The following is a 22560-nucleotide window of genomic DNA, read 5'->3' on the forward strand; positions in this document are numbered from 1 at the left end:
CGGGCGCGGGCGGTCTCATCGCTCATCGTCAGGCCGCAGCCTTCTTTGCCTTGGCATCGCGGATCGCAGCCCACACCTTCTCCGGCGTCAGCGGCGTCTGCAGGTTGGTGATGCCGAGTTCGAACAGCGCGTCCATCACGCCGTTGGTGACGCAGGGCGGGCCGCCGATGGCACCGGACTCGCCACAGCCTTTCGAACCCAGCGGATTGGTTTTGCAGGGCGCGGAATCGTCGAGCGTGACGACGATCGGCGGCACGTCGTCGGCGCGTGGGATGCAGTAGTCCTGATAGGTCGCGGTCAGGAGCTGGCCGTCGGCATCATAGGCGACGTTCTCGTACAGCGCCTGGCCGATGCCCTGGGCGACGCCGCCATGGATCTGGCCGGCCACCAGCATCGGATTGACCGCGACCCCGACGTCGTCGACCGTGGTGTAGCGCACCACACGGCTGATGCCGGTCTCCGGGTCGATCTCGACCTCGCAGATATGCGTGCCGTTCGGCCAGCTCGGGCCGTCGACCTCGCCCTCGCTGTCGACCGACAGCTTGGCGCCCTGTTCTTTCTGTGCGATCTCGAACAGGCTGATGCGGCGGTCGGTGCCGACGACCGTGAGAAAGCCGTCGCGATATTCGATGTCCTCGACCGCCGTCTCCAGCAGATTCGATGCCTTTTCCCGGGCCTTCGTCATCAGGTCGTTCGACGACACCGCCACTGCCGTGCCGCCGACGAACAGCGAGCGCGAGCCGACGCTGCCGAAACCGGTGGCCAGATCGGTGTCGCCCTGCACGACGTCGATCTTGTCCAAGGGAATGCCGAGCGTGTCGGAGATCATCTGGGTGTAGGTGGTCTGCAGCCCCTGCCCCATTGCCATAGTGCCGGAATGCAGGATCACGCGGCCCTCGGACGTCGCGTGCAGCGACACCTTCTCGGTGTGTGCGCGACCGCCGGTCCATTCGATGTAGCTGGTCAGCCCGCGGCCGTAGAGCATACCGCGCTTTTTGGCTTCGCGCTTCCGCGCATTGAAGCCGTCCCAGTCGGCGAGCTTGGAGGCGCGCTCCAGCATGTGGGCGAAGGCACCGGAATCATACACCTGGCCGACCGCATTGGTGTAGGGCAATTGCGCCGGCTTGATGTAGTTCGCCTTGCGGATGGTGCGCGGATCGATGCCGATCTGGCGTGCCGCCGTATCGAACAGGCGCTCGACGATGAACACCGCCTCGGGGCGTCCGGCGCCGCGATAGGCGCCGACCGGCGCGGTGTGCGTCATCACCGTCTTCACCTCGAAATGCACCAGCGGCAAATCGTAGACGCCGGTCTGCACGAACGGCCCGAGCACCAGCGGGATGATGTTGGCCGCGCCGGACGAATAGGCGCCGGTGGCGCCGATCGAGCGCACGCGATAGGCCAGCACCTTGCCCTTGGCGTCCAACGCGAACTCGGCGGTCGAGGTGAGGTCGCGGCCATGGGTGCCGCCGACGAACTCATCCGTACGCTCGGCGCGCCAGCGGATCTTCTTGGCCAGCTTGGTGGCGGCATAAGCGACGATGCCATCCTCGGGATAGAGGTTCGTCTTCTGGCCGAAGCCGCCGCCGATGTCGCCGACCAGCACGCGCACGCTCTCCTTCGGCCGCTTCAGCACGGCTTCCGCCAGCACGTCGCGGGTCGAGGCCGGCGTCTGCGACTGCACATACAGCAGCAGGCGGCCGGTCTTCTTCTCGATCTCGGCGATCGTCGAGCGCGGCTCCATTGCCGAAGGCACCAGGCGCTGGCTGACGATGTCGAGCGAGACCTTGTGCGGGGCGCTGGCGAAGGCCTCTTCGACCTTGGCGGCATCGCCATAGCTCATCGCGGCGACAATGTTGTCGGGCGCCTCGGCCCAGACGACGGGCGCACCAGGCTCGAGCGCCTGCACCGGATCGGTGACTGCCGGCAGCACCTCATAGTCGACGACGATCGCTTCGGCGGCTTCCTGCGCGATCACGCGCGAGGTGGCGACGACGGCCGCGACGGCCTCACCGGTGTATCGGACGACCTCATGGGCGAGCAGGCGACGCGGCGGCACCGTCATCGGCTTGCCGTCCGGCCGCTTGAAGATCGCGAGCGTCGGGATGGTACCGACGTCGTCGGCGACGAGATCGGCGCCGGTATAGATCGCCTGCACGCCCGCGATCTCGCGCGCCGCAGCGGTGTCGATCGACAGGATTTTCGCATGCGCATGCGGCGAGCGCAGCACGTAAAGCCACAGCGCGCCGTCATCCGGCTTGTCGTCGATGAACTGCCCCTTCCCGGTGAGCAGCCGCTGATCCTCCAGGCGCTTGACGGGCTGCCCCGCTCCGAACCGCATATTGTTGGGAAGAATGTTCATTCGTCAGTCCTTGGGTAAGTTCAAATGCAATTGCATGCTTTTTAGCGGATTTGCCGGTCGACACAACCGCTGCCGTCATTCCGGGACGGGCGTCAGCGCGAGCCCCAAATCCATGGCCACAAACAATGTTTTAGGGGGTCGGCGTCGCCAAACCTGGCCGGCCGAGGCGCCGCGGAGACGGGATGCCGGGCTCAGCCCTTCGGGCTGTCCCGGAATGACACCGGAGAGAGCCGGGCCGTCATCCGCGTGTCACCCCAGGCTGCGCAGCACCTCTTCGACGACCTTGCGCTGCTGGGCGGTCAGTGCGGCCTGTGGCGGCACCGGGTCGCCGACGTCATATCCCTGGATCGCCAGCCCGGCCTTGATGCAGGCGGCGAGATTGAAGCGGGCAAACGCCTCGTTGACGCGCCAAAGCTTCTTCTGCAGCTTGAGCGCATCATCCCAACAGGACGCCCTGCAGAGATTGTAGAGCTCGACGCTCTGGCGCGGGATGATGCAGGCGGGTCCGGCCATCCACCCCTCGCCGCCGATCAGCATCACGGCAGCGGGAATGTGCGACGACGCCGCGAACACCTTCAGGGCATCGCCGCATCGGTTGATGATCGACAACAACCGTCCCGTATTGGTCGAGGCGTCCTTGATGTAGTTGATGCGCGGATGCTCGGCGAGGCGCGCGATCACATCGAGCGACAGGTCGGACCGTTGAAATTGCGGATTGGTGTAGATGACGACAGGAACATCGACGGCATCGGCGATGGCACGAAAATAGGCCTCGATGCCCGCATCACTCACCGGAAAATAGGCCTCGAGCACCGCGAGAATGCCGCTGACGCCGCGCTTCTGATAGGCCTTGGCCTGCGCCACCGCGTCGGCGATCGCGGTCGATGCCACACCGGCGACGACCGGAACGCGCCCCTTCGCCGCGTCGATGGTCGCCTCGACCACGGTCATGCGCTGGGCGCGGTCGAGATAGGCGAACTCGCCGGTCGAACCGAGCGGCGTCAGGCCATGCACGCCGGCTTGGATCAGGTCATCGCAAAGCCGTCCCAGCACATCGGTGCGGATCGTACCGTCGGCGCTGATCGGTGAGGCGAGATAGGGAAAGACGCCGTGAAAATCGCTCATGCGATCGGTATAGCGGCCGGCCGGCCGCCCCCGCAAGCGGGCGACGTGCGCGCCTGCCGCGCGCAAAGGAGTGGTCCGCTGCCGGCAGGACATGCTCTTCAGCGGCCGGACAGGTCCGGCACCGGCCGGTCCGGAGCCATGCCGACAAAGACTGCAGCCGCAGCGCCGGGCCTCGCCCACGCGTCCACCAGGGTGGCATGACGTCCCTGCGGAGCCGCTCGCTGCGCGCGGACACCGGCAGGTGACGCAAACGATGCAACCGCTGCGATTGTCCCAGCCCTCCGTCTCATGACATCACCTCGCCGATCCCGCGATCGCTCGTTGCATGCGGACCATAACGGCCGGCACGCCCCAGGGAATGTGCTGCACGTCACGCGATTTGATGAGGCCATAGGCCCTCGCGTTAAACGTCATTTCAAACTTTTTCTTCACCATGCCGGAAGCTGCAACAGCGAGACCCCAGACAGGTTCAAGCGTTTCATGGTTCCAAACCCGGCAGAATTGGCTGCGAATTTCGCCATTTTCAGTCATTTTTCCGCCGAATTGGCCCAGCATCGTGCAAGGCGGAAAGTGTTAGTACGAGTGCTCCAGCGTAAATTCGCCGTGGGAATTTCGATCGGAGACGAGGGAAACCTGCAGCGAGATCGATCATGAAGACGCTTTACGATTTGCTCGGAGCTCTTCCGGACGACGACGCTGACGACATCAGGGCAGCGTTCCGCAAGGCGGTCAAGGAGAGCCATCCCGACCTCAACGCGGGAGATCCCGACACGGCGCTGCGGTTTCGGCAGATCGTCCGCGCTCACGACATCCTCGGCGACAAGGAGCAGCGTGCTGCTTATGACCGCCTGCTCGGGGCCGCGCAGGACGAGAGTCAGCAGGAGTCCAAGCTCGCCGTCGCGGCCAAGGTGCACAAGGTCGCATCCGGCGTGATGGCGTTGGCCGGCGCCTCTGCCGTGGCGCTGACCGGTTATCTCCTGTTCACCCATATGTCGGCGGCTTCAGTCGCGCCATTAAAGCCGATCGTGGTCGCGACCAACAAGCTCAAGCCGCATGAAGTCCCTGCCAAGCCGATCGAGACGGTTGCGGTGACGCCGGAGGCGACGACGACCGCGGAGGCGCCCGCGGGAGCCGCCGTCGAGACGCCGGCCAATGCCGCCGCAAACGCCGGTGCACCGGCAGCTGCCGAGACCCTGCCGCTTCGGGTCAGCAAGGTCGACGCGGTCTACTCGGCCGAGCAGGAGCGTTCGTCCTGCGCGCCGGGCGCTGCTGCTTCGTGCAATGCGGACGCAGCCTTCCCCGGCAACGCTCCATCGAACGATGCGCGCGCCTTCCATGATCGCGGCATGGCTTCGTTCCAGAAAGGCGACCTCTCGGCGGCTCTGAGCGATCTGGACACCGCGATCCAGCTCGATCCGCGCTATCAAGAGGCCTATATCGATCGCGGCATCGTTTTCTACCGGATGCGCAAATTCGATCGTGCCTTCGCCGACGTCGCTGCTGCCAAGCGGCTGGAAAAGGCAAACCGGGCCGTGCTGGATGCGATGGCGAAGCGTCAGCCGCTCCGCCCCTTGAAGCTTGATCCGCCCAAAACGGAGACTAAGGCAGAGCTGCCGAAGTCCGAGCCGCCAAAGGTCGCCGCCGCGACCACCATGTCCCCGAGAATGGCAACAGCGACGCCGGTCTATGCCATCAGCGATCCAAGCCGCGCTCCGTGAGGCTTCGACGTTTGCGTTGACGAAGATTTAAGGTAATCGCAAACCTCTTCGTCGCGCGAGATGTGGCCGCCCATCAACTGTTAGGAAAGGTGTCTCATGGTGGTTCCATGGGACATGGGCAGTCTTCCAGATTCGTTGATCCGAACCCGGCGATCCGGCGCGAGCTGGTCGAGCTCCTGTACACGTCCCTGCCACAGGTGATGTCGATCAACGCGGCCGCGATCACCGGATCGGTCACGCTGGCCGTCCTGCATCGCGACCCCGGCTACATCGCGATCACGTTCGCGATCATCGTCAACGCGATCGGCCGCGTGGTCAGCCTGCTCCGCTACAAGCAGCGCAGCGCCCGCCTCTCCGACCGGGACGTGGTGCTCTGGGAAAAGGTCTATGCCGCCGGCGCAACCGCCTTTGGGCTCGCGCTCGGCGCCCTCACCTTTCGGGCCTTTCAGCTCAACGATGCGCCGGGCGCGTGGATCGCGTTCGGACTGTCGATGTCCTATTGCGTCGGCATGGTCTCGCGCGCGGCGATCCGCCCCTGGGTGGTGCTGACGACAACCGCCGTGCTGTTCGCGCCCACATTGGTGGCCGGCTTGATGCGCCCGGAGCTGCCCTACCAGCTCGGCGCCGCGATGCTCGTCCTGTTCTGGTTCTCGATCCGCGAAGCATCGCGCCATCTCAGCACCGCGTTCATCGAGCGACTCGAGGCCAAACATGCGCTGGCCCGCCAGGCCAACCACGACTTCCTGACCGGCCTGCCGAATCGGGCCGCGTTCCTCGCCGCACTGGAGCGCACCACGGGCAGCGTCGCGATCATCGCCATCGATCTCGACGGCTTCAAGCCGGTCAACGATCGCCACGGTCACCATGCCGGCGATGAGCTACTGCGCCAGGTCGCGACGCGGCTGTCGGACTGCGTCGGCTCGGGCGGCCTTGCCGCGCGCTTCGGTGGCGACGAGTTCATGCTGCTGAAGCCGGTCGCAGACGGTGCCGAAGGACGCGATGAATCGATGGCGCTGGCGCGCGAGGCCGTCCGCACCTTGTCGATGCCGTTCCTGCTGTCCGATATCCCCATGGTAATCGGCGCCAGCGCCGGACTGCTCGTGAACGAGCGGCCGCTGACGGACGACACGGTCGACGAGGTGCTGCGCCGGGTCGACGAGGCGCTTTATGCGGCCAAGCGCGCCGGTGGCGGCCGTTGTAGCTGGGCCGACGCCGACACCGCACAGCTTCGTCAGGCCGGCTGAGAGCGTTCGCCTTGCCGGTGCTATGACATCTCGATGCCGCGCATCACCGCATCAATCTGATCTGCGGCAATCTCCCCCTCGCGCCCAATCAGCACCAGTTGCGCCGTCAGTCCGTCGGCCGGCGGCAGCGGCGCGGGCGCCAGCGTGCCGCGCGTCGCCACCGACTGAAACAGGATCGGCTTCCCCGGATGCTCGGTGAACAGCAGGAGCCCCTTGATGCGCAGGGTCCGGGCCGCCAGCTGCCCGATCACCTGCTGAAAGCGAGCGAGCGACAGCGGTGCACGTGAGGTCCAGGTCACCGTTGCGAACGGCTCGGACATCACCGGCATCTGCCGCGGCATAGCCCGGGGCGCGCGCAGCTCGCGGCTGAACAGCAGATCGGGCGGCACGATGCCGTGCGCGACCTCGAAGATCGCCGATTGCGGCTTGTGCCGACCGACCACGGCACGGACCTCGTCCAGCGCCACGCGGTCGAGCAGATCGGTCTTCGTCAGCAATGCGAAATCGGCCGCGCGCAGCTGCGAGCGCCACAGCGCATCCTGCTCCAGCTCCGGCGCGTCGCGCAGCCGCTGCGGATCGACCAGCGTCACCACAGTCTCCAGCGGCGCGACCTTGAAGATCACAGGATCCATCAGGTTGCGGATGATCTCGGCCGGATCCGAGATGCCCGAGGTCTCGATCACGATCGCATCGGGCGCGGGATCGCGCTTGATCACCGCCGACAATGTGCGCAGCAGGTCGCCCTGCAATGAGCAGCAGATGCAGCCGTTCTTCAGGCTGATCACCTCCTCGGTCACGGTCCCGAGCAGTTGCGCGTCGATATCGACCGCGCCGAAATCGTTGACCACGGCGGCGATGCGCCGGCCGTCAGGATTGGCCAGCAGATGATTCAGCAAGGTCGTCTTGCCGGCGCCGAGCGCGCCGGCCACCAGCAGAACGGGGACGATCATGACAGGACCGGCCGCCGCACCGGCCGGCCCGGTCGTGCGTCGCGGACGAGGTGTCCGCCGGCGATCACGGCGCGGCCATTGACGAGCAGATGTCTCACGCCTTCCGACGGCCGGTTCATGTTGAGGAAGTCGGCACGATCACGCAACGATGACAGATCGAGCACGGCGATGTCCGCATCGCATCCCGCCTGCAGCCGTCCCTTGCGCCGCATCGCCGGCGTTGATCGCTCCAGGATCTGCGCCGGAATCAGCGTGCATTTGGCGAGGCCGTCGAGCAGCGGTACCGCCTGGCGGTCCAGCACCCATTCGCGCAGGAACTTCACGAAGGTCGCCGACGAGCGCGGATGCGACACCGCATCGTCCGGCAGCGGCCACGCTTCGCCGGTGTAGTCGGTGCCGTTGGACAGGATCCACGGCATCGCGTCCGACGCGATGGCCCCGCCGGGAAACAACACGGAGACATCGAGCAGGTCGCGATGGCGCGGATTGACGGCGACGTCGAGGAAGTGGATCAGCACCAGCGCCCCGGGATCGGTCTGCTGCCGCTGCAGCAACTCATCGCGGCTGCCGAGACGATGCCGCTCCGCCACCATCTCGATAGCGTCATAGCCGGTGCCCATGCGCTGGCAAAAGGCGGGATCGGCGAAGAAATCAGCCCCGACGACCGTCGAGCCGGTGCCATAGGGATAGGCCTCGACCGTGACCTTCAAGCCTTGCGCCTGCGCGGTCCGGACCAGCTCGGCACAGCGCCCGACATCCTGCAGGCTGGTGCTGTTAAAATGGCAGATATGCATGTGGGCACCGGTCGAGCCGGCCAGCCCGATCAGCCGCGTATAGGCATCGACCGAGCTGCGCGGATCGACGTTGGACATATAGACGATGTGGGTATAGGTCGGCACATCCTGGCTCGCGGCCAGGCTGCACAGCTCGGACAATTCCTTGATGCCGGTGCCGGGCGCGTAGGCATTCGGAAAAGCGATGCCGAGGCCGCCCTGGTCCAGTCCCTGCCGCGTGCGCTCGACGATCTCGGCCGTCTCCGCAGCCGTCGCGACCTCTTCGATCCAACGCTTGTCGCGCATCGCCTCGCCCATGCCGGCAATGCTCGATGCGGTCTGCTGCGTGGTCATCGTCGCGATGCGCGCAAACACCCAGCCCGCCGCCGCGCCGTAATTCAGTGTGCGGCCGATCGCTTCCTGCTCATCGTACCAGCGCGCCACCGGCATCACGCCGATCTCGAGCTCCAAGGTCGTGGTGACGCCATCGAAGGCCTGCATGCGATCGGCGGGCAGCGACTGGCCGTGCGCGTGCAGATCGATGAAGCCGGGCACGACGGCGAGCCCCGCCGCATCGATCACCTGATCCGCGCCGCCTGCGATATCGCCGACCGCAGCGATGGCCCCGTCCTTGACGGCGACGTCGGCCGTCGCATCGAGCTTGGTTTCGGGGTCGAGCACGCGACCGCCGCGAATGATCAGATCATAATGGGACATGCCGTCAGCAGGCTCACGAAGTGGAACTGCGCGCAGGCCTAACACAGATGCGCCGTGATGAAAACGCGACAGGACAGATCGATGCCCTCCGCTGCATGCATGGCGCGCAACTATCAGTTCGGTCCGACAGCGATGCTCTTTCCTCGGCGCGTGGGATCGGTCAGGATGATCGGCACCGGCCGCCGCCGTTCGACAGAAGAGAATCAGGATGAATTCACCCGCGCCGCGCATCGCCCCTTTCACCTGCGAGAAGCAGCCGGCGACAGGCTCGCGCGGCATGGTGGTGACCAACCATCCGCTCGCCTCGAGCGCCGGTGCCGAGATGCTGATGCGCGGCGGCAATGCGATCGACGCGGCCGTGGCGGCGCTGTTTGCGCTGACGGTGGTCGAGCCGATGATGGTCGGCCTGCTCGGCGGCGGCCTGTCGCATATCCGCCTCGCCGATGGCCGCCACATCGTGCTCGATGGGCTGAGCACCGCACCGCTGCGCGCGACGCCCGCGATGTATGACCCGGTGTCCGACGAGATCGCGCTCGCGCGCGAAACCCGCGACCGCCGTAACGTCGTCGGCGCGCTCGCCGTCGCCGTGCCAGGCGCGCTGAAGGGCTGGTGCGAGGCGCTGACGCACTATGGTCGGCTGCCGCTCGCCGAGGTCATGGCGCCGGCGATCCGGCTCGCCGAGCATGGCTTCGTGGCGAGTGCGTATCTCAACGACTGCGTCCGGCTGGTCGCCGCCGACCTTGCGCGGGATCCAGCTCTGTCGGCGCTGTTCCTGCCCGGCGGCGAGCCGGTGCGGGCCGGCACGCGCGTCATCCAGGCCGACTACGCCGCATCGCTGCGGCTGATCGCCGAGCACGGGCCGGACGCGCTCTATCAAGGGCCGCTCGGCGCCGCGCTGGCCGACGATATGGCTCGGTCCGGCGGCTTGATCGACATGGCCGACCTCGCCGCCTACAAGGTGATCGAGCGCGCGCCGGTCCGCGGCACCTATCGCGGCCATGAGATCATCGGTCCGCCGCCCCCCTCCTCAGGCGGCGTGCACATCGTGCAGATGCTCAACATCCTCGAAGGTTTCGATATCGGCGCGCTCGGCTTCGGCTCGGCCGATGCCGCGCATCTGCTCGCCGAAGCGTTGAAGATCGCCTTTGCCGATCGCGCGGTCGCCACCGCCGATCCGGCGTTCGTCGACGTGCCGGTCGAGCGCCTGACATCGAAGACCTATGCTGACGAGCGGCGGGCCCAGATTGAGATCGGCCGGGCAAGACACTTCGGTCCGGGGCTGTCCCCGACCGAATCCGCGAACACCACGCATGTCACCGTCGCGGACGCCGAGGGCAATGTGGTCGCCTCGACCCAGACCATCAACGGCCTGTTCGGCGCCTGCGTGCAGATCCCCGGCACCGGCATGACGGCCAACAACTACATGTATAATTTCGATCCGCATCCCGGCCGCGCGTTGTCGATTGCACCCGGAAAACGCGTCTTCACCTCGATGGCGCCGATGATGGCGACACGCGATGGGCGCTTGCGCTACGCGCTCGGCCTGCCCGGCGGTCTGCGCATCTTCCCTTCGGCGCTGCAGGCGCTGGTGAACCTCATCGACCACCGCATGTCCTTGCAGGAAGCGGTGGAGGCGCCGCGGCTGTGGACGCAAGGCGGCGAGCTCGAGCTCGAGCCGGCGTTTTCGGACAGCGTGGCGCAGGAGCTCGCCGCACGCGGCCATGCGATCAAGCGCGAACCGATCGTGGCCGGCGGCATGAATGCCATCGCCTTCGGTGATGACGGCGGCTTGACCGGTGCGGCGTGCTGGCGCGCCGATGGCACGCCGATCGCGATCTCCGGCGGGCGCGCCCGCGCCGGGCTTCGCTTCGCCATCGCCTGAGGCTTACGTCCTCTTCCGCATCATCCGCGCGATCGCTTCCCCGATCACGACCGTGGTGAAATGCGTGTTGGCACGACAATCGGCCGGCATGATCGAGGCGTCGGCGACGCGCAGGCCGCCGATCCCCTTGACCGTCCCGTCGGGATTGACGACGCCATCGGCGTCGGCGAAGCCGCTCATGCGACAGCTGCCGGCGGCATGCTGAATATCGCCGGTCACCCGGCGCAGCAGCGCGTCGAGCTCGGCATCCGGCAGCGCGGCCGCCTGCGGCAGCGTGAGTTCGGTATCGCCGAGGCGGATCCAATCGGCGATACCCTGTAGCGCCGGCTGCTGCGTGATCACGGCCAGCCGCTTCACCGCGTCCCGCATCCGCGCGATGTCGCGGGGATCGGCGAGCATATTCTCGTCCACGATCGGATCGATGGAGGGATCAGGCGAGGCGAGCTTCAGCGTGCCGCGCGAGAAGGCGTTGAAGAGGCCGGCGCCGATCGCGCCGGGCACGCCGATGCCACGGTGGTTGAACGCGATCAGGATCATGTCGCGCTTGCCGCCCTCGGCCAGGCCGGACGAATAGGTCACGCAGCAATTGGTGTGGCGCGTGTCGCGGTCGGTCGGACGCAGCGCCTCGCGCAGCTGGATGGTGGTGCGGAACAAGGGATGATCGAAGAAGTGCCGTCCCACCGGCAGATCGCGCAACACGGCGATGCCCATGTGCCGCAGCTCGGCCGCGGGTCCAAGGCCCGAACGCAACAGGATCGCCGGGCTGTGGATGGCCCCGGCGCATAGCACGACCTCGCGCGCCGCGATCTCCCTGGCGCCCTCGCCGTCGAGAAGCACGCGCACGCCGGTCGCGCGGCCATCGCTGATCAGGACACGATCGACCAGCGCGCGGCCGCGGATCTCCAGGTTCGAACGGCCTCGCGCCGGCTCCAGATAGGCTTCGTTGGTCGAGATGCGGCGGCCGTTGCGGCTGTTGATGGGATAGCAGGCGACGCCCTCGCCATCGGGCCCGTTGAGGTCGTCGCACCAGGGATAGCCGCTCGCCAGCGCCGCATCGCGCAAGCCACCGTCGATCGGCCCCCACTGGTCCGCCGGCGCCCGATAGACCGGCAGCGGACCGCCCTGGCCGTGCCCGTCGCGATCGCCATAAGTGAGGTCGTCCTCGATCACGGAGAACAGCGGCATGATCTCACGCGCCGACCATCCGGTGCAGCCCTGGGCAGCCCATTGGTCGAACGCCTCGGCCACACCGCGGATCGCGATCTGGCCGTTCATCATCGAGCTGCCGCCGAGCCCCTTGCCGCGCCAGTAGAACCGCATCTCCTGGCCTGCCACCCGGCGCGACATCAGCTGCGGCCACTGCCACTTCTCCTGGAAGGCCCGATCATGGATGATCGGGATCGGATTGGGCGTCGCGATCTCCCATGGCACCTCGTCCGCGCGCCAGTCGGCGCCGGCCTCCAGCAGCAGCACGCGCCGTTCCGGCTGTTCGGACAGACGCGCTGCGACCGCCGCTCCCGCGGAGCCGCCGCCGACGACAATGAGGTCATACATCGAATGAGTTCTCGCTTCTGATCGGAGCCTTCACCAGCATGGCCACAGCTTGCGCGAGCCGATGCGGGCCGTGAAGCCCCGGAAAACTCAAACCACCAGCATCTCAACGCAGGGCTCGGCCGCATCCTCGGCCACCAGGCAGGATGCGACAGCAATGACCTCGCGGGCCGATTTCCACGCCCCGCCACCGCCGGCGGGACCATTGGTGTAGAGCGTCTCGACCTCGTTGCCGATCCTGAGTGCATCAGCCATCGTCGCGGTGCGCCCAGCGACCCGAATGCGGACCTCGTAGGGTTCGCCGGCTTGCGCGTGGCCATCGCCATGCAGCGCGTTGACGCCGATCAGGTCACAGCGCAACTCGCTGACCGGCACGCCGGTCAGCGCCAGCCGCTCGCGCACGATGTCGAGCGCGAGGCGGCCGCGTGCGACTGCGCCAGGGCCGGCATAGGAGATCTGGCCTTCCCCGACATAGCAATCGTGATAGCCGACCGAGGTCTTCAGCAAGCCGGTTTTCGGCTTGCCACGGCCGCCCACCACTTTGACACGGTCAGGGCCAAGCTCTTCGACGGTGACCTCGGAAAAATCCGCCACCACGTCCGGCTGGATATACTGCGCGGGATCGTGGATCTCGTAGAGCAGTTGCTCCTTCACGGTCGCGGCGGTGACGCAACCGCCGGAGCCGGCGACCTTGGTGACGATCAGCTCGCCATCCTCGCGCACCTCGCCGATCGGAAAGCCGAGCCGGGCGAGATCCGGAACGTCCTTCACACCGGGATCGGCAAAATAGCCGCCGGTGATCTGACCCGCGCATTCGAGCAGATGACCGACCACCGTGCCCTGGCCGAGCCGGTCCCAATCATCCATCGCCCAGCCGAACTCATGAATCAGCGGACCGAGGAACAGCGCCGGATCCGCGGCGCGCCCGGTGATCACGACATCAGCGCCGGCCGCGAGCGCCTCGGCGATCGCGCGCGCCCCGACATAGGCATTGGCCGAGACGACGCGGTTGCCGAGCCCGGCCATCGTGTCGCCGGTGCCGAGCGCGACATCCGTCGTTTTCAGCCGCGCCAGCACATCGTCACCGGTCACGGCTGCGATCTTCAGCCCGGTCAGGCCGAGCCTGCGGGCCAGCACGCGCGTCGCTTCGGCGGCACCGGTCGGATTCGCGGCGCCCATATTAGTGACGATGCGAATCGTGTTGGCCCGGCAGATCGGCAGCACCGCCTGCATCCGTGCCGCCAGCATCGGATCGTAGCCGGCGTTCGGATCCTTGATGCGCGCCTGCTGCGCCAGCGCGATGGTGCGCTCGGCGAGGCATTCGAACACGAGATAGTTCAGCGCGCCGCTCTCGGCGAGCTCGATCGCGGGCTCGATGCGGTCGCCGGAATAGCCGGCGCCGGCGCCGATCCTGACGCTCCGCATGGGCCTCCTCCTGTCTTCTCTCGATAGGCTACAGGCAGGAGTACGATGCGGCGGCGCACTTGCCAAGGCGACCCGTGAACGCCGGCTCCCTGCCCCGCGATGGCGGCAACATCGCCGGCGCTGCGCTCAGACCGCGGGCGCCAGCGCCGGGGTGTCGTCAGCCCGCGTCCAATCGGTGTCGGCGGGCTCCTCATCGGCCCAGCGCCATTGGTGCCCGCCGGCCCGTTTGGCGGCGTAGAGCGCGCGATCGGCCTGGTCGATCAGCGCCTCGGTTTCTGCTGTCCGATGCTCGGCGAGCAGAATGCCGGCGCTGGCGCCGATCTGCACGCGGGTTCCAGCCAGCACAAATGGATCGGCGAGCGAGCTCACAACGCGGCGCGCCAATGCCCCGGCCGCATCGCGGCCCGGCTGCGCTGCCGCAACCGGAAGCAGCAGCATGAATTCGTCGCCGCCAAACCGCGCCGCAAGGCCGCTGTCACCGAGGCATTGGCGCAGCCGCGCGCCGACCTGGCACAGCAGCTCGTCGCCGGCCTGGTGGCCGAACGCGTCATTGATGCTCTTGAAGCCGTCGAGATCGATCGCGATGATCGCCGCGGGGCCATCGAGCCCGCGCAATGCCGCGATGAAGGCGGCCCGGTTCGGCAGGCCGGTGAGGAAATCCTGATGCGCCTGGCGGCGCAGCGCCTGCTGCGCCTCGATCCGCTCGGTGAACGCGGCGGTGAGCCGGTAGGATGTGCCGCGCAGGGTGATCCAGAACAGCACCAGCATTGCAGCGCCCATGCGAAAGACCGGCTCCGGCTGCAGCACACAGGCGATCACGGTCGGAATCAGCAGCACCGCGGACGAACTCATCACGATCCACGGGCTGACGCGCGAGACGATGCCGACGCAGAATGACATCGACAGGCCGAAGCACATCCAGATGCCGGGCCCGTCACCGATCTGAAAGGCGCGGGCCGACAAGCCGCCGACCGCAAGCCCGAACGCGGCGGCGCCGAGGCCATAGAGACGCTCCCAGCGGATGATGTCGGCGTCGTCGAGCTGATCGAAACGCGCTGCGAACATCAACAGCTTGACGACGCGGAAGACGCCGATCACCAACAGCGCCATGGTGATGGCGGCATAGCCCGGATCGCGGGCGACCCACGCCATCACGGCCCCGATCACGACGGCCCCGGCCGAGATCGTCCCGACCAGCGGCATCGAGCTGTAAAGCAGATGCGCCAGCTCGCGACGAGTTTCCGAGTCCAATCGTTGCATCACAGTTCCGTTCGCCAACGCGCGCACTATCGTACCCGCGCCTTAACGAAACCTCGCTGCAACTGCGAGGAGCTGCCATGCAGCGATCTTGCTTAAGAGAACGCAAATCGCAGCGTGGCGATCCGACGCGCGGCTGTCTCGGGACGAGACAATGCCGCGCGGTCAGCTCGCCCAATTGTCGCGGAATTCCCCGAACAGCGTGATCCCGCCGCAGGCATAGATCGTCTGCCCCGTGATGTAGCTAGCCTCGGACGAGGCCAGGAAGGCGAACACGCCGGCGATCTCCTCCGGGCTCGCGACCCGTCCCATCGGGATGTGGGATTCGACGACGCCGCGCTTGACGGGATCGCCGGTCCAGGCCGCATTGATCGGCGTGTCGACCGCACCGGGGCCGACGGAGTTGACGCGAATGCCGCGCCCGGCGAATTCCAGCGCCAAGGTGCGGGTCAGTCCGGCCATCGCGCTCTTGCTGATCGAATAAGCGAGATAGCCGGGCTTCGGAATGATCTGGTGCACGCTCGACGTGTTGATGATGTTGCCGCCGCCGCGCGCAACGAAATGCGCCAGTGCATGGCGTGCACATAGCACGGCGCCGTTGAGGTTCACCTCGAGGATGGCCCGATAGGTCGCGACGTCGAGGGCCTCGCTCGGCGACTCCCGCTGGAAGCCGGCATTGTTGACGAGGCAGTCGAGCTGCGGCCAGCGCTTGAGCACCGTCTCGAACATCGCGGCGATGTCGGCTTCGACCCCGATATCGGCTTTCACCGTGAAGTGATCGCGCGCTCCATGGCCATGGGCTGCCGAGGCCGCCTGCACCAGGGCCAGGGTCTCGTCCCCCGACGGCGACGGCCCGCCGAAATTGATTGCGACATGCGCGCCTTCCTCGGCAAAGCGCACCGCAATCGCGCGACCGATGCCTTGCGCGGCGCCGGTCACCAGTGCGTAATGTCCGGCGAGGCGCGGCGCGCGTACGGTCGGCGGGGCGGATGGCTGCATGCTTCAACTCCTCGAATGATCTCGTCTGTCATAGGTTGCAACGACGCGTGCCCGGATGACAAAGCCGTCGGAACTCTGCTATCGCTCCCCGCCCTTCCATCCCCCGGCACGCGGGCGTGAGACCTCATGTATCTCGGCATCGATCTCGGCACGTCGGCAGTCAAGACGATTCTTGTCGACGATGCCCAGCGCGTGGTCGCGAGCCGCAGCCACAATCTGACAATCGACTCTCCCCGCGCCGGCTGGGCGGAGCAGGATCCCGGCGCATGGATCGCCGCGGTGTTCGCGACCTTGGATGCGCTCAAGGCCGATCATGCCGGCGCACTGGCCGAGGTCGACGGCATCGGCCTGTCCGGCCAGATGCACGGGCCGGTGCTGCTCGACGCCGGCATGACGCCACTGCGATCCTGCATCCTCTGGAACGACGGCCGCGCGGCGGCCGAATGCGCTGTGCTGGAACAGCGCTGGCCCGCGTTGCGGCAGGTCACCGGCAACAAGGCGATGCCCGGCTTCGCCGCCCCGAAGCTGGTATGGATTGCGAACCACGAGGAGGCGATCTTCGACGCCATCCACCTCGTGCTGCTGCCGAAGGCCTATGTCCGGCTCGTGCTTTCAGGCGAGGCGATCGAGGACGTTTCCGACGCGTCGGGCTCGCTGTGGCTCGATGTCCATAAGCGGGATTGGTCGGACGCGGGACTCGCGGCGACCGGCCTGTCACGCGCGCAGATGCCGCGCCTCGTCGAAGGCTGCGCGCCGGCCGGCCGGCTGCGCCCGGAGCTCGCGGCGCGCTGGGGCATGACGAAGCGCCCGCTCATCGCCGGAGGCGCCGGCGACAATCCGGCGGGCGCGATCGGCATCGGCGCGATCCGGCCCGGCGCCACCTTCATCACGCTCGGCACATCGGGCGCCGTGATCACGCCGGTCGAGACCGTCAACGCCAATCCGGATCGCGTCGTCCACACCTTCTGTCATGCCGTCCCGGCGCTGTGGCTGCAGGCCGGCGCAATGTTGTCGGCCGCCTCCTGCCTTGCCTGGATCGCGCGACTGCTCGGCGCCTCAGAGGCTGATCTGCTGGCGCCGCTCGGCGCCTGCCCCGCAGCGCCGTCGCCGGTCAGCTTCCTGCCCTATCTCGCCGGCGAGCGGACGCCGCATGACGACGCCAATGTGCGCGGACTGCTCGACGGGCTGAGCCATGCCACCGACCGCAGCGCGATCGTACAGGCCGTGCTCGAAGGCGTCGCCTTCGCGCTGGCCGATTGCCGCGACGCGCTGACCGATACGGGCCTGGCGATCGCGGAAGCGGATGCGATCGGCGGCGGCTCGCGCTCCGACCTCTGGCTTGCGATCCTGGCCAATGTGCTGAACATCCCGATTCACCGGCTCGCCGAAGGCGAGACCGGCGCAGCCTTTGGTGCGGCGCGGCTCGCGCGCCTCGCGGTCACCGGCGAGACGATCGCGAGCGTGTGCACGCCGCCGGCGCGGGTGCGGAGCTTCGCGCCGGATCACAGGCTCGCGGCAGACTATGCCGAGCGGCTGCCGCAGTGGCGCCGGCTCTATCGGCGCCAGGACTGAACCCCGTTCGCAAGCGCCACAGCTGATCACGTCAACCTGCGATAGCCCGTTGTCTTTGATATTGTATTCGGCAACAGCCTCTAGTTTAATGCCGACCCCCGCGCCTGCTATCAACGAGCCGCGGCAATGAAGTGGACGTGCGTTGGGAGGCACGATGAGCGGTCCGATCCTCGAGATGCGCGGGGTGTCGAAATCATTCTTCGGCATCAAGGCCCTGCAGAAGGTCGATCTGACCGTCTATGCCGGTGAAGTCCATGCTCTGATGGGCGAAAACGGCGCCGGCAAATCCACGCTCATGAAGATTCTCTCCGGCGCCTATCGGCCCGATCCGGGCGGCGAGATCCGGATCGACGGGCACCCGGTGCGCATCGAGGGACCGCTCGGCGGCCGCGCCGCGGGCATTTCCATCATCTACCAGGAGTTGTCACTGGCGCCAAACTTGACGGTCGCGGAGAATATCTATCTCGGCCGCGAAGTATCGCAATCGGGCCTGTTGGCACGCGGGGCGATGCGCGAGGGCGTCGGTCCGATCCTGACGCGGCTGGGTGCTGATTTTGCAGCCTCGACGCTGGTCGCCGAGCTGTCGATGGGCCAGCGCCAGCTGGTCGAGATCGCCCGTGCGCTGCATGCGCGCTCCAAGATCCTGATCATGGACGAGCCGACCACATCGCTCTCGGCCGGCGAGAGCGAGAAACTGTTCGCGCTGATCCGCCAGCTGCGCGCCGAAGGGCTCGCGATCATCTATATCTCGCACCGCATGGACGAGGTCTATGCGCTCGGCGACCGCGTCACCGTGCTGCGCGACGGCCGCCTCGTCGGCTCGCTGGACAAGCCGGAGATCCGCGCCGACAGCATCGTCCGCATGATGGTCGGACGCGACGTGTCGTCGTTCTACAAGAAGGATCACGATCCGCATGCCAAGCGCGACCGCCCGGTGCTCACCGCGGTCGATCTCGGCGACGGCCATCGCGTCAAGGGCTGCTCGCTCACCGTGCATGCCGGCGAGGTCGTCGGCCTCGCCGGGCTGATCGGCGCCGGGCGCACCGAGCTCGCTCATCTGATCATCGGCGCCACGCCGAAGACGACCGGCCATGTCACGCTCGACGGCGAGCGGATCGAGATCGAGACGCCGCGCGACGCGCTTGACGCCGGCATCGCCTATCTCACCGAGGACCGCAAGGCGCTCGGCCTGTTCCTCGACATGTCCTGCGCCGACAACATCAACCTCGCAGTGATCGGGCGCGATGCGCGGCTCGGCGGCGTTCTGGATCGCGACAAAGCGCGCCTGCGGGCCGACGAGGCGTTCAGCGCGCTCGGCATCCGGGCGCCCAATCCGGGCGTCACTGTCGGCGGCCTGTCGGGCGGCAACCAGCAGAAGGTGCTGCTGTCGCGCCTGCTCGCAACCGCGCCGAAAGTGCTGATCCTGGACGAGCCGACGCGCGGCGTCGACGTCGGGGCCAAGTCCGAGATCTATTCGATCATCGACAATCTCGCCAAGTCGGGTACCGCGATCCTGGTGATCTCCTCCGACCTGCCCGAGATTCTCGGCATCTGCGACCGCGTGCTGGTGATGCGCTCCGGCCAACTCGCCGGCGAGCTGCAACAGAGCGCAACAACTCCCATCACCCAGGAAGACATCATGGCACTGGCCACCGGGACGGAGCACGTCCATGCCTGACAACAGCCCCGCTCAAGCCAAGGCGGCGACCGCAGGCGGCCTGCCGGCCGCGCCGGACAGCAAGCAGCAGCGGCTGCGGCTGATGATCCGTGCCGCCGGCATGCTGCCGGTGCTGCTGATCCTGTGCATCGGCTTCCACATGCTGTCCGAAGGACGCTTCTTCACCGGGCAGAATCTCGGCATCGTGCTGCAGCAGGCCGCGGTCAACACCGTGCTCGCGGCCGGCATGACCTTCGTGATCCTGACCGGTGGCATCGATCTGTCGGTCGGCTCGATCCTGGCCGCCGCGGCCATGGCCGGCCTGACGCTGTCCAAGATGCCTGATCTCGGCACGCTGTGGCTGCCGGCCGCGGTGCTGACGGGGCTGGCCTTCGGCGTCGTCAACGGCGCGCTGATCGCGCTGCTCCGGCTGCCGCCCTTCATCGTGACGCTGGGCTCGCTGACGGCGGTGCGCGGTCTGGCCCGCCTGATGGGCAGCGACACCACCGTGTTCAATCCATCGATTCCTTATGCCTTCATCGGCAATGCGTCGTTGACGCTCATCCCCGGCGTGGTCTCGATCCCATGGCTGTCGGTGATCGCGCTGTTGGTGATCCTCGGCTCCTGGCTGATCCTCCGCCGCACCGTGCTCGGCGTGCATATCTATGCGGTGGGCGGCAACGAGAGCGCGGCGCGGCTCGCCGGCATCAAGGTCTGGGCGGTATTGATCTTCGTCTATGGCATGTCCGGCCTGCTCGCCGGGCTCGGCGGCGGCATGCAGGCGGCCCGGCTCTATGCGGCAAACGGCCTGCAGCTCGGCCAATCCTATGAGCTCGACGCGATCACCGCCGTCATCCTCGGCGGCACCTCCTTCGTCGGCGGCATCGGCTCGATCTGGGGCACCCTGGTCGGCGCGCTGATCATCGCGGTGCTGTCGAACGGGCTGATCTTGGTCGGCGTGTCCGACATCTGGCAATACGTCATCAAGGGGCTCGTGATCATCGGCGCCGTCGCGCTCGACCGCTATCGCCTGCAGGGCTCGGCCCGTACCTGAGAGTTATCCATCGGCGGCCGCCGCCGGCGCTCGCCTCACGCTTCTTCCACGGCTGCTGGTCCACCGTGCGCAGGGATTGAAGAAGGACCAGGGAGGAACACCATGTTGAAGTCCATTTCGCTCGCCGGTGCCGCACTGGCGCTTGTCATGAGCTCCGCGCCGTCCTCGGCCAAGGAGCTGAAATCGATCGGCGTGTCGCTCGGCTCGCTCGGCAACCCGTTCTTCGTCGCCCTGTCCAAGGGCGCGGAGTTCGAGGCCAAGAAGACCAATCCCAACGTCAAGATCACCGCGGTCGGCTTCGAATATGACCTCGGCAAGCAGGTCACGCAGATCGACAATTTCATCGCCGCGGGCGTCGACATGATCCTGCTCAACCCCGGCGATCCCAAGGCCATCGGCCCCGCGATCAAGAAGGCGCAGGCGGCCGGCATCCTCGTGGTCGCGGTCGACACCGCCGCCGAAGGCGCCGATGCCACCGTCACGACCAACAACGTGCAGGCCGGCGAGATTTCCTGCCAGTACATCGTCGACAAGCTCGGCGGCAAAGGCGACGTGATCATCCAGAACGGACCGCAGGTGTCGGCCGTGATCGACCGCGTCAATGGCTGCAAGAGCGTGTTCGCCAAGGCGCCCGGCATCAAGGTGCTGTCGAGCGACCAGGACGGCAAGGGCTCGCGCGAAGGCGGCCTCACCGTCGCGCAGGGCTATCTGACGCGCTACCCGAAGATCGACGCGATCTTCGCCATCAACGATCCGCAGGCCATCGGCACCGACCTCGCCGCGCGCCAGCAGCAGCGCTCCGGAATCATCATCACCTCGGTCGACGGCGCTCCCGACATCGAGACCGCGTTGAAGGACCCGGCCTCGCCGCAGATCCAGGCCTCGGCCTCGCAGGACCCATTCTTCATGGCCCGCCGCGCCGTGCAGATCGGCGTCAGCATCCTCAACGGCCAGAAGCCCGCTTCGACCGTCGAGCTCCTGCCCTCCAAGCTGATCACGCGCGACAATGTCGCCGAGTACAAGGGCTGGACCTCGGAGCGGAAGGAGTAGCCAACGCAATCGCTCCGCGCAGCAGCTGATAGCATCGAGAACGCCGCCCGCATCGGGCGGCGTTTTTTTGCTCCACCATGTGAGCTGGTCGCGCCGCTCGCGGCAAGCGTGACCCAGGAGTTGTCGCATTTGCGACAAGGCGCGCGACCCGTTTCGCTGTTTCCGCTGGTCCGGAACTTGCGTGGCCCTGCCTGACGTCACCCATCAGCAGGCGATCAGAATGGCTTTCACCGCAATCTGTCCGACAAGCGCCATCTCCGAGGGTGGCATGGGTTTGTATCAACTCGGCAAGAAGAGCGTGCTGCTGCTCTGGCCCGCGGGCGGCGAGCTCACCGCTTGGCGGGGCCGCTGCCCGCATGCCGACGTGCCGCTGACCGAGGCGACCTTCGATGGCAAGACCGTCACCTGCCCGCACCATCAATGGGGCTTCGACGGCGCAAGCGGCAAATGCGTCACCCATCTCGTGCGCAATGCGCTGCATTCCTATCCGCTGCAGGTCGCGGGCGATGAGATCCAGGTCGATGTCGGTCCGCTGAAGCCGGCCCGCACGTCGGCCTGACCCGGTGTTCGAAAGCTACCGCCGAGGCCAGGTCCGGCCATGGGAGCGGGCCTACGGACCGGTGGCCCCATCAACGAGAGCGGCAGCATGACGAGCGCTGCGGAGTGGGTGATCTGGAACGGGTCGATCGGAATCGTCGACAGCGTCCGGCTCGGCCCCGTCAACGATGGCGCGGCCGGACGGCGCGTATCGCTCGCGCCGCCCTATGACGTCGTCGGACCGTTCAGCCTCGACGAGTTGGAGACACAGGGCCGCATCGCGTTCGGCGCCTGTCTGGTGATGTCGCAGCAGCGCTGGCGCCAGGATCAGGATGAGCTGCGCATCGCGGCGCGGGCCGCGCGCAGCGCTTTGCTGGATCAGCTCACACGCAACCAAGATGATGTCGCCTTCCGCACCATCCTCGAGCTGCCATTGCAAGGCAGCCTGACGACATCCGACATCAAGACCGCATTCCGCCGGCTCGCCAAATCAGCGCATCCCGACGCCGGCGGCAGCAGCGAGTTGTATCGGCGCATCTCCGAAGCCCGCGCGGCGCTGCTGGCGCGATTGGATTGAAGGTTGCGCGCACTGACGCGACCGACAGTCACGGCATGTCGAGCGGGATCCCCGCGGCGGTGAAGCCGTTCGGAACGCTCCCATGCGACGGGATGACCGGGCTTCAGAAG

The 22560-nt window shown here is 67.1% G+C and carries 18 protein-coding genes; 9 read left to right on the forward strand and 9 right to left on the reverse strand.

The genetic code is table 11. The features are described 5' to 3' along the window. Positions 1-28 precede the first annotated feature (28 nt). The 3 genes from HL671_RS28535 to HL671_RS28545 all read right to left on the reverse strand — a co-directional run bounded on the left by HL671_RS28535 (position 29) and on the right by HL671_RS28545 (position 4042). Entirely contained in the window at positions 29-2362 is a 2334-nt protein-coding gene (locus HL671_RS28535; RefSeq protein WP_172240903.1) for a xanthine dehydrogenase family protein molybdopterin-binding subunit, read from the reverse strand. A 249-nt stretch (positions 2363-2611) separates the two neighbouring features. Next, entirely contained in the window at positions 2612-3487 is an 876-nt protein-coding gene (locus HL671_RS28540) for a dihydrodipicolinate synthase family protein (RefSeq protein WP_172240906.1), read from the reverse strand. Between the two features lie 294 nt (positions 3488-3781). Further along, the gene (locus HL671_RS28545) at positions 3782-4042 is read right to left on the reverse strand and encodes a hypothetical protein (protein ID WP_172240909.1); all 261 of its coding nucleotides are present in this window, start codon (positions 4040-4042) and stop codon (positions 3782-3784) included. 95 nt (positions 4043-4137) lie between these two features. On the opposite strand from HL671_RS28545, the gene HL671_RS28550 reads away from it, so the two are divergent. Next, complete coding sequence (locus tag HL671_RS28550) at positions 4138-5205, forward strand: DnaJ domain-containing protein (RefSeq protein ID WP_172240912.1); 1068 nt, start codon at positions 4138-4140, stop codon at positions 5203-5205. Positions 5206-5312: 107 nt separating this feature from the next. Beyond that, complete coding sequence (locus HL671_RS28555; protein ID WP_041751004.1) at positions 5313-6449, forward strand: GGDEF domain-containing protein; 1137 nt, start codon at positions 5313-5315, stop codon at positions 6447-6449. A 20-nt stretch (positions 6450-6469) separates the two neighbouring features. Here the strand turns inward: HL671_RS28555 and HL671_RS28560 are convergent, their stop codons facing one another. Both HL671_RS28560 and HL671_RS28565 read right to left on the reverse strand, forming a co-directional pair. After that, complete coding sequence (locus HL671_RS28560) at positions 6470-7399, reverse strand: CobW family GTP-binding protein (RefSeq protein ID WP_012046536.1); 930 nt, start codon at positions 7397-7399, stop codon at positions 6470-6472. Beyond that, on the reverse strand, positions 7396-8889 hold the full coding sequence (locus HL671_RS28565; RefSeq protein WP_172240915.1) for an amidohydrolase family protein: 1494 nt from the start codon (positions 8887-8889) through the stop codon (positions 7396-7398). Before HL671_RS28565 ends, HL671_RS28560 begins: the two co-directional genes overlap by 4 nt. A 208-nt stretch (positions 8890-9097) precedes the next feature. Here HL671_RS28565 and ggt point away from each other — a divergent pair, with 208 nt between their 5' ends. After that, positions 9098-10771, forward strand: coding sequence for a gamma-glutamyltransferase (gene ggt, locus HL671_RS28570; protein WP_172240918.1), 1674 nt, complete (start codon positions 9098-9100; stop codon positions 10769-10771). Between the two features lie 3 nt (positions 10772-10774). Here ggt and HL671_RS28575 read toward each other — a convergent pair whose 3' ends face one another. From HL671_RS28575 to HL671_RS28590, 4 genes are all read right to left on the reverse strand, one after another. Continuing rightward, positions 10775-12325, reverse strand: a complete 1551-nt coding sequence (locus HL671_RS28575) for a GMC family oxidoreductase (RefSeq protein ID WP_172240921.1) — start codon at positions 12323-12325, stop codon at positions 10775-10777. Positions 12326-12412: 87 nt separating this feature from the next. Then, positions 12413-13747: an acyclic terpene utilization AtuA family protein gene (locus HL671_RS28580; RefSeq protein WP_172240924.1), complete on the reverse strand. Its 1335-nt coding sequence runs from the start codon at positions 13745-13747 to the stop codon at positions 12413-12415. Positions 13748-13873: 126 nt separating this feature from the next. Then, complete coding sequence (locus tag HL671_RS28585) at positions 13874-15007, reverse strand: GGDEF domain-containing protein (protein ID WP_012046541.1); 1134 nt, start codon at positions 15005-15007, stop codon at positions 13874-13876. 162 nt (positions 15008-15169) lie between these two features. Continuing rightward, positions 15170-16003 carry an SDR family oxidoreductase gene (locus tag HL671_RS28590; protein ID WP_012046542.1) on the reverse strand — a complete coding sequence of 278 codons (834 nt, stop codon included), beginning with the start codon at positions 16001-16003 and terminating at the stop codon, positions 15170-15172. A gap of 126 nt (positions 16004-16129) precedes the next feature. Here HL671_RS28590 and xylB point away from each other — a divergent pair, with 126 nt between their 5' ends. The 6 genes from xylB to HL671_RS28620 all read left to right on the forward strand — a co-directional run bounded on the left by xylB (position 16130) and on the right by HL671_RS28620 (position 22450). After that, a complete protein-coding gene (gene xylB / locus HL671_RS28595; RefSeq protein ID WP_172240927.1) occupies positions 16130-17575 on the forward strand; it encodes a xylulokinase in 1446 nt (481 codons plus the stop codon). Positions 17576-17729: 154 nt separating this feature from the next. After that, positions 17730-19253: a sugar ABC transporter ATP-binding protein gene (locus HL671_RS28600; protein ID WP_172240930.1), complete on the forward strand. Its 1524-nt coding sequence runs from the start codon at positions 17730-17732 to the stop codon at positions 19251-19253. Continuing rightward, positions 19246-20286 (forward strand): ABC transporter permease subunit, encoded by a 1041-nt coding sequence (locus tag HL671_RS28605; protein ID WP_012046545.1) that lies wholly within the window; start codon positions 19246-19248, stop codon positions 20284-20286. Before HL671_RS28600 ends, HL671_RS28605 begins: the two co-directional genes overlap by 8 nt. A gap of 102 nt (positions 20287-20388) precedes the next feature. Next, on the forward strand, positions 20389-21336 hold the full coding sequence (locus tag HL671_RS28610) for an ABC transporter substrate-binding protein (RefSeq protein ID WP_172240933.1): 948 nt from the start codon (positions 20389-20391) through the stop codon (positions 21334-21336). 220 nt (positions 21337-21556) lie between these two features. Beyond that, the gene (locus HL671_RS28615; protein WP_172240936.1) at positions 21557-21895 is read left to right on the forward strand and encodes a Rieske (2Fe-2S) protein; all 339 of its coding nucleotides are present in this window, start codon (positions 21557-21559) and stop codon (positions 21893-21895) included. 87 nt (positions 21896-21982) lie between these two features. Continuing rightward, complete coding sequence (locus HL671_RS28620) at positions 21983-22450, forward strand: J domain-containing protein (protein WP_172240939.1); 468 nt, start codon at positions 21983-21985, stop codon at positions 22448-22450. Positions 22451-22560 lie beyond the last annotated feature (110 nt).

Source organism: Bradyrhizobium denitrificans, assembly GCF_013179005.1.
GTDB classification, from domain to species: domain Bacteria; phylum Pseudomonadota; class Alphaproteobacteria; order Rhizobiales; family Xanthobacteraceae; genus Bradyrhizobium; species Bradyrhizobium denitrificans.